Consider the following 6,862-nt stretch of genomic DNA (forward strand, 5'->3'; position numbering starts at 1 on the left):
CCGCCTACCCCGCTTCTCTCATCCTGATCTTTTCCAGGCTGTAGACCTGCCCGAAGCGATTGGCGAGGAAATCGCCAAGATCGATTTCTTCCTGGCAGACGAAGCCCTTGGCGGGCAGCTTGCCCTGCGCGAGCAGATCAAGCACGGTGGTGATGCCGGCCGCGGTGGTGATCTGGATGGCGCTCATCTTCTTACCGGCGACGATCCCTGCATAGACCTTGTTGGCATAGGTTTCCTGCATGTAGCGGCCTTCGCGCCAGCCGCAGACGGTGACGAAGACGACCACCACGTCCTGCATGGTGGCAGGCAGCGCGTTTTCGAACAGATCCTTCAGCACGTCGCGGCGGTTCTTGAGGTTCAGATCGTTGAGCAGCGCTTTGATGATGGCCTGATGGCCGGGATAGCGGATGGTGCGGTAGTTCATCGTGCGCACGCGGCCAGCCAGCGTCTTGGCGAGCGTGCCTAGGCCACCGGAGGTGTTGAAGGCCTCATAGGTAACGCCGTCGAGCGAGAATTCCTCGCGCTCTTCCATCGCCGGCACGGTCACGAGCTTGCCTTCGACGATCGCTTCGCAGGGCTCGATATATTCGTTGATGAGGCCGTCCGTGCTCCAGGTCAGATTGTAGTTCAGGGCATTGGAGGGATATTGCGGCAGCGCGCCGACGCGCATGCGCACGCTGTCTAGGCTGTCGAAATGCTTGGTAAGATCATTGGCGACGATCGAGATGAAGCCCGGCGCCAGGCCGCATTGCGGAATGAATGCGGTATTCGCACCCTTTGCCAGATCCTCCACCTTCTTCGTCGTGGCAACATCTTCGGTGAGGTCGAGATAATGAACGCCGGCCTCGAGTGCCGCTTCCGCCACGAAGCCGGTCAAATGGAAGGGAGCGGCCGACAAGACGGCGAATTTACCCTTCAGGATGGCGACAAGCCCGGCCCGGTCGGCAATGTCGACGGCTACCGTGGAAATCGCAGGATGGCGGTCGATCTTATTCAGCTGCTCCTGGCTGCGGTCTGCGACGGCAACCCGGTAATCGCCGGTTTCCGCCAGCATCAGAGCGATCGCCCCACCGATCTTGCCTGCGCCGATGACCACTATCTCTTTCATATGACTCCCCTGCATTTCATTGATAAGGTTTTTATAGTGTAGGCTGGAGTTGGACGATTGATAGCGACGAAAAATTCATTTCGTTGTATGACTATATACAAAACGACGAACTGATTTTGCAAAACGCAGGAAGCGCTATGCAGGTTACCGATAAGGACCGCGAACTGATCGCCTTGCTTGGCCAGAATGCCCGCATGTCAGTGGCAGCGCTTGCCAAAAAGCTGTCGCTGTCGCGCACCACCGTTCAGGCGAGGCTCGAACGATTGGAGAGGGAAGGCGTGATATCAGGCTATGGCGTGCGGCTTTCGGAGGCCTATCTTTCAGGCCTCATTCGAGCGCACATACTGATAACCATCGCGCCAAAAGCCTTGTCGGCGGTGACGGCATCGCTCAACGCGATCCCTCAGGTCACCACGCTTCATTCGGTCAGTGGCACATTTGATTTGATTGCCATCGTTGCGGCACCCTCGATTTCCGAGCTGGACCAGCTGATCGACGGGATCGGCACGATCGACGGCGTCGAACGCACTCTTTCCTCGATCATCCTTTCGACGCGAATCTCGCGTTAAAACAGACCGGTCATGCGAGCGCTGCCGGCTCCATCTCGGGCGTGGTGGAAAGGACCGCTTCCTTCAAAGCACGCGAATAGGGATGCTGCGGATTGTCGAGGACGGCGCGCGCTCCGCCCTGCTCGACGATTTCACCCTTCTTCATGATGATGATGCGATCGCTGATATAGTACGCGGTCGCCAGATCATGGGTGATGTAGATGATCGAAAGGCCGAGTTCTTTCTTCAGCTGACCGAAGAGATTGACGATCGCCATTCTAAGCGAAGCGTCGACCATCGAAACCGGCTCGTCGGCCACCAGCAAACGAGGCTGCGGTATGAGCGCGCGGGCAATCGCAGTGCGCTGCAGCTGGCCGCCCGACAATTCGTGTGGAAATCGGCCCTTTATCTCGGCGAGTGTCAGGCCGATATGGGCAAGCGCATCGTCTGCCATGCGCTCGACGTCCGCTCGGCTCGGCCGCTTGCCGTCAGGCGCAAAGTTCCGAGCCGTTTCGAAAAGATATCGATCGACCCTCTTGAGTGGATTGAAAGCCTCGAAAGGGTTCTGAAGCACCGGCTGAACCTCGCGCATGAAGGCGCGGCGTTCAGATCGTCCGTGGATGGCGACAGGCTTGCCGCGAAAGTTGAGATCGCCGGATGTCGGCGCCGTCTGGCCGAGGATCATCGATGCAATTGTGGATTTGCCCGAGCCTGACTCGCCGACGATGGACAGGATCTCCGGCTCCTCACCCAGGCTCAGACTGACATCGCGCACCGCCACTATCTGGCGACGGCTGAGCATGCCGCCCTGCCGGTAGACCTTGCTGACATGCGAGAGGGAAAGAAGATCGCTCATTGCTTCCCTCCCGTTACCGCGAAGCAGGCAACGCGCCGGTCCGGTTCGACCGTCACCATCGGCGGCGTTTCGCGACTGCAGATATCCATGCGCTTCGGGCAGCGCGGATGAAAGCGGCATCCTTCCGGCGGCATCGCGAGATTGGGCGGCCGTCCTTCCAGCGAGGGCCGTGTCGAGGCATCTCCGATCCGCGGCAGGCTTGCGACCAGGTGCTGCGTATAGGGATGGAGCGGCATCTGAAAGAGCTTGCGCGTTGGCGCTTCCTCGACCAGTCGGCCGGCATAGACGATGCCGATACGATCGGAAACGGCGGCGTGAACGCCCATGTCATGGGTGACGAACAGGAAGGAGGACCCCATCTCGCGCTGTATCTCGCGGATCATCGAAAGCACGTCGCGCTGAACGATGACATCGAGCGCCGTCGTCGGTTCGTCGGCAATGATGAATTCCGGCGTGAGGATGGTAGCGAGCGCGATCGTCATGCGCTGGCGCATGCCGCCGGACAATTCATGCGGATAGGCGTCGAGAAGATGGGCATCGAGCTTTAGCCGCTGAAGATGGGCGCCCACACGGTCGAAGAAAGTGGCGCGATCGGCTTTCATATGGCGGAAGGCGAAATCCGTGAACGAATGCCGGATGCGGCGCACGGGATTGAGCACATTCATCGATCCCTGCATGATATAGGAGAGATGTCGCCAGCGAAGCGATGACCGCTGCTCCGCCGTCATCGCGTAGATATCCTGCGTCCCATTGTTGAAATGGAATTTGACGGCACCGGAGACGACGCGAAGCGGCGGCCGGATGGCGCCTGCGATCGTCTTGATCAGCGTCGTCTTGCCGCTGCTCGATTCACCTGCAACGCCATAGATCTCGCCGCGGCCGATCGACAGGCTGACATCGTCGACGGCACGCACTTCGCGATCGACGCCATAGAGGAAAGCCCGGTAATAGGCCTTGAGGTTATTGACCTCGACGACAGCCTCCATGCCTAGCCTCCCATCCGGTTCAAACGACTGCGGGGGTCGTTGTATTCATTCATTGACATCGACAGCAGGAAGAGCGCCATGAACAGCACCACGATGGCGGCCACCGGCGCTGCAACCCACCACCACGTGCCGGCGATCAGCGCCGAATGCGCATTGGCCCAATAGATCATCATGCCCATGGTCGGCGTCTCGATATCGGTGAAGCCGAGCACCGCAAGCGTGATCTCCATGCCGATCGACCAGATCATGTTGTTCATCGTCGTGGCAAAGACGATTGGCAGCACATAGGGCAGATGTTCCTCGACGAGGATCTTGCGCATGCTCATGCCGGAATAGACGCTCTGCGTGGTGAAAGGCCGCGTCTTCAGGCTGATCGCCACCGAGCGGATGAGGCGCGCGTCGTAGGACCAGCCAAGCGAGGCCATGACGACGATGAGCACCGTCCAGGTCATTTCATCCTTGAGCACGAAATAGAACAGGATCAGCAGCGGAAACTGCGGGATGACCATGATGCTGTCATTGATCGCCATCAGCACCCGATCGACAGCGCCTCCGGCATAGCCGGCCACCAGCCCCACGACAAGCGAGATGATGCGCGAGAGAAAGGCTACGCCGATGCCGAAATAGAGCGTGTTGCGCAGCGCCGTCGTGAGCTGCCAGAAGACATCCTGGCCGCGCGACGTCGTACCCAGCCAGTATTGCCCATCCGGCGGCATGTCGGGCGGCAGCAGGTAAAGATCGGAAGGGCCATAGGGCGAGAAGTAGGACAGGATCACCAGCCCGACGATGACGGCGAGCAGCAGGAGACCGCAGAGGAATTCCATATTCTGGCGAGCAAGGTCGCGAACGATCGTCAGCATGGCCTACTCCGCCTTGATGCGCGGGTCGATCAGCGGACCCAATATGTCGATGATGAAGACTGCGGCAGCGACACCGACGATCGATAGCGCGCTCAGCCCCAGGACGAGACTGTAGTCGCCGGCATGCACCGCCGAAATCAGGAGATTGCCGATGCCGGGATAGCCGAAGACGATCTCGGTAATGACCGTGCCGTTGAAGACGGCACCGAGCGACATCGCAAGCCCGGTAAACTGCGGCACCATGGCATTGCGTGCGATGTAGGAGCGCAGGATCTTGCGCTTCGGCACGCCGCCGAGCTCGGCAAAAACCACGTAATCCTCGGTGATGATATTGGAGACGAGCGCCCGCATGCCGATCAGCCAGCCGCCTGTCCCGACAAGAATCAGCGATAACGCCGGCAGGATGGAGTGGCGGAGAATATCGAGCACCAGCGCGAAGGACAGCTGCAGATTGGTGTTCATCTCATAGCCGCCATTGATCGGCAGGATCGGCCATACATAGCCAAAGACAATGATGAGCACGAATGCGAGGATATAATAGGGGATCGGCTGCATAGCGATGAATACCAGGCTCACGGCCTTCAGCACCGCGCTTTTGCGATAATAGCCGGCGAGCGCGCCGACCATATTGCCCAGCAGGAATGTGATGATGACGGAAACGGTCATCAGGCCGATCGTCCAGGGCAGCGCCCTTGCAATGATGGCGGAAACGGGCGTGGGAAATGCCGAGAGCGACGGCCCGAGATCGCCGGTCGCAAGACGCCCCCAGAAATGCAGATACTGCTGCCAGACGGAACCCTCGAGACCGTAGAGCTCACGCAGCGACTGACGCATCAGCTCGACAGCGCGGGGATCCGATTGGCCCATCTGCTGGATGGCGCCGATGCTTTCCTCGACAGGATCGATGGGCGTCATATGCGTGATGAAGAACGTCGCGGAAATGCCGAGGAAGACAACGAGCAGGAATTGGCCAAATCGTTTCAATACGAAAACTGGATAGGACGTCATGCCGCCGTCTTCCTCGCTGCTTGCGCTTCATCATCAATTCAAAAGATTCGCCGGACGTGCCTAGTGTCCGGCGAAAGGTGCCTGACGCGGCGACTGCCGCGTCAGGGTCGGGAGAAATCAGGGCTGGGCCGGCTTCAGCTTGACCATCATCAACCGGGAGTTTGCCCAATTGGGAACAGGGTCCGTATAGGGGTCGGCAATGGTCGGATAGCTTTTCCAGTAGGTCGTATCCATCGAGGTGAAGACGTTGTAGGACATCAGCGGAATGGTCGGCATCTGCTGTGCCACCAGCTTCAGATAGTCCTTGCCAAGCTCGATGCCCTTCGGATCGTCTGCGCTGACGCGGCGAATGTTTTCGATGATCTTGTCGAGTTCCGGATTGGACCAGCGCTGCCAGTTGCGCGGTGCCTGGTTCTCGCCCTTCTTGGCAACGAACTCCGAATGCCAGCTGTCGAGGAAGAAGGAGAGATCCGGATCGCCGCCCCAGGTCTCGACGCTCCAAGCAATGGCGACCTGATAGCTGCCGGGCTGCAGCGCCACTTGCCAGAGGTTTGTCGTGGGTGCCGCCTTGGAGTCGATGCCGAAAGCTGCCCATTGCTGGGCGATCAGAGTACCGGCTCGGGTAAATACCGAGCGAGTGTCGCCTTCGACGGTCAGACGGATCTTGAATGGCTGTCCGTCGGGCGTCATCCATTTGCCGCCCGCCTTCTTGAAGCCGGCCTTTTCTAAAAGTTCGCCGGCCGCCTGCGGATCGGGCTTCCACCAGCCGTAGCCGAAGGCATTGCTGATCGCGGCCGGATCGGTCGGGATCTGATCCTTGTATTTCGGCTGCTTGCGGAGGATATCCGCAATCTGCTGGCCGATCGTCGGGTCGTATGGCTTGATCTTGCGCTTGCCGGTGTCGATCTCGAAATTCTTCAGCCAATCCTGCATCGGCGCCTGATAATCCGTCATGGCGATCGCCGTCGGTGGAACGCCGAGCGCGGAAAGCGTGGCGGCGCCGCGATAGCTTGCCATGTCGACGGCCTTGATGTCGATCAGCAGAGCCAGAGCCCAGCGCACGTCCGGATTCTGGAATACGGGATCCTGCGTGTTGAAGATCACCGCCGGCAAGGTCGGATCGGGATGGGCGAAGGGGAAGCCGGGGAACCAGCTTTCGGAGGTTTTCGATTTCTCCTTCAGCGTGAACATGCCTTCGGGCGTATTGTCATGAATGATATCGAGATTGTGCTCGAGCTGCGCGATGGTACGCTTGTCCGGCGGACCCGGATCGACATAGGAGACGTATTTCGGAGCGGGCTCGCCAAAGCGGGCGAGCGAGGTGCGCTGCCAGTCGTCACGTTTCTCCCAGGTGTACCATTTTCCCTGCGGATCGTACGCCTTCAGCTTGTAAGCGCCGAGCGAAACCGGATTGGCATTGTCATAGCGTACGGGATCGGCGACCTTCTCGAAGACATGCTTGGGCATGATCCAGGCGCCGTTCCAGCGGACGGTAA

Annotated in this window: 7 protein-coding genes; 1 reads left to right on the plus strand and 6 read right to left on the minus strand. The window is 59.4% G+C overall.

Going from position 1 to position 6,862, the window contains the following annotated elements:
- Positions 1-4: 4 nt before the first annotated feature.
- Positions 5-1,108 carry a saccharopine dehydrogenase family protein gene (locus tag Q4Q11_RS01660; protein ID WP_498568373.1) on the minus strand — a complete coding sequence of 368 codons (1,104 nt, stop codon included), beginning with the start codon at positions 1,106-1,108 and terminating at the stop codon, positions 5-7.
- A 137-nt stretch (positions 1,109-1,245) separates the two neighbouring features.
- On the opposite strand from Q4Q11_RS01660, the gene Q4Q11_RS01665 reads away from it, so the two are divergent.
- Positions 1,246-1,677, plus strand: a complete 432-nt coding sequence (locus Q4Q11_RS01665; protein WP_498568374.1) for an Lrp/AsnC family transcriptional regulator — start codon at positions 1,246-1,248, stop codon at positions 1,675-1,677.
- Between the two features lie 10 nt (positions 1,678-1,687).
- On the opposite strand, the gene Q4Q11_RS01670 is transcribed toward Q4Q11_RS01665, so the two are convergent.
- From Q4Q11_RS01670 to Q4Q11_RS01690, 5 genes are all read right to left on the minus strand, one after another.
- Positions 1,688-2,512, minus strand: a complete 825-nt coding sequence (locus Q4Q11_RS01670; protein ID WP_112510520.1) for an ABC transporter ATP-binding protein — start codon at positions 2,510-2,512, stop codon at positions 1,688-1,690.
- Complete coding sequence (locus tag Q4Q11_RS01675; protein WP_112510518.1) at positions 2,509-3,498, minus strand: ABC transporter ATP-binding protein; 990 nt, start codon at positions 3,496-3,498, stop codon at positions 2,509-2,511. The genes Q4Q11_RS01670 and Q4Q11_RS01675 overlap by 4 nt, the downstream gene beginning before the upstream one ends.
- 2 nt (positions 3,499-3,500) lie before the next feature.
- The gene (locus Q4Q11_RS01680) at positions 3,501-4,358 is read right to left on the minus strand and encodes an ABC transporter permease (protein ID WP_498568375.1); all 858 of its coding nucleotides are present in this window, start codon (positions 4,356-4,358) and stop codon (positions 3,501-3,503) included.
- A gap of 3 nt (positions 4,359-4,361) precedes the next feature.
- On the minus strand, positions 4,362-5,366 hold the full coding sequence (locus Q4Q11_RS01685) for an ABC transporter permease (RefSeq protein ID WP_498568376.1): 1,005 nt from the start codon (positions 5,364-5,366) through the stop codon (positions 4,362-4,364).
- A 117-nt stretch (positions 5,367-5,483) separates the two neighbouring features.
- Positions 5,484-6,862: ABC transporter substrate-binding protein (locus Q4Q11_RS01690; protein ID WP_498568377.1), on the minus strand; the 1,379-nt coding region annotated here is incomplete at its 5' end.

The sequence above is a fragment of the Rhizobium sp. UFLA01-1127 genome (assembly GCF_059803845.1).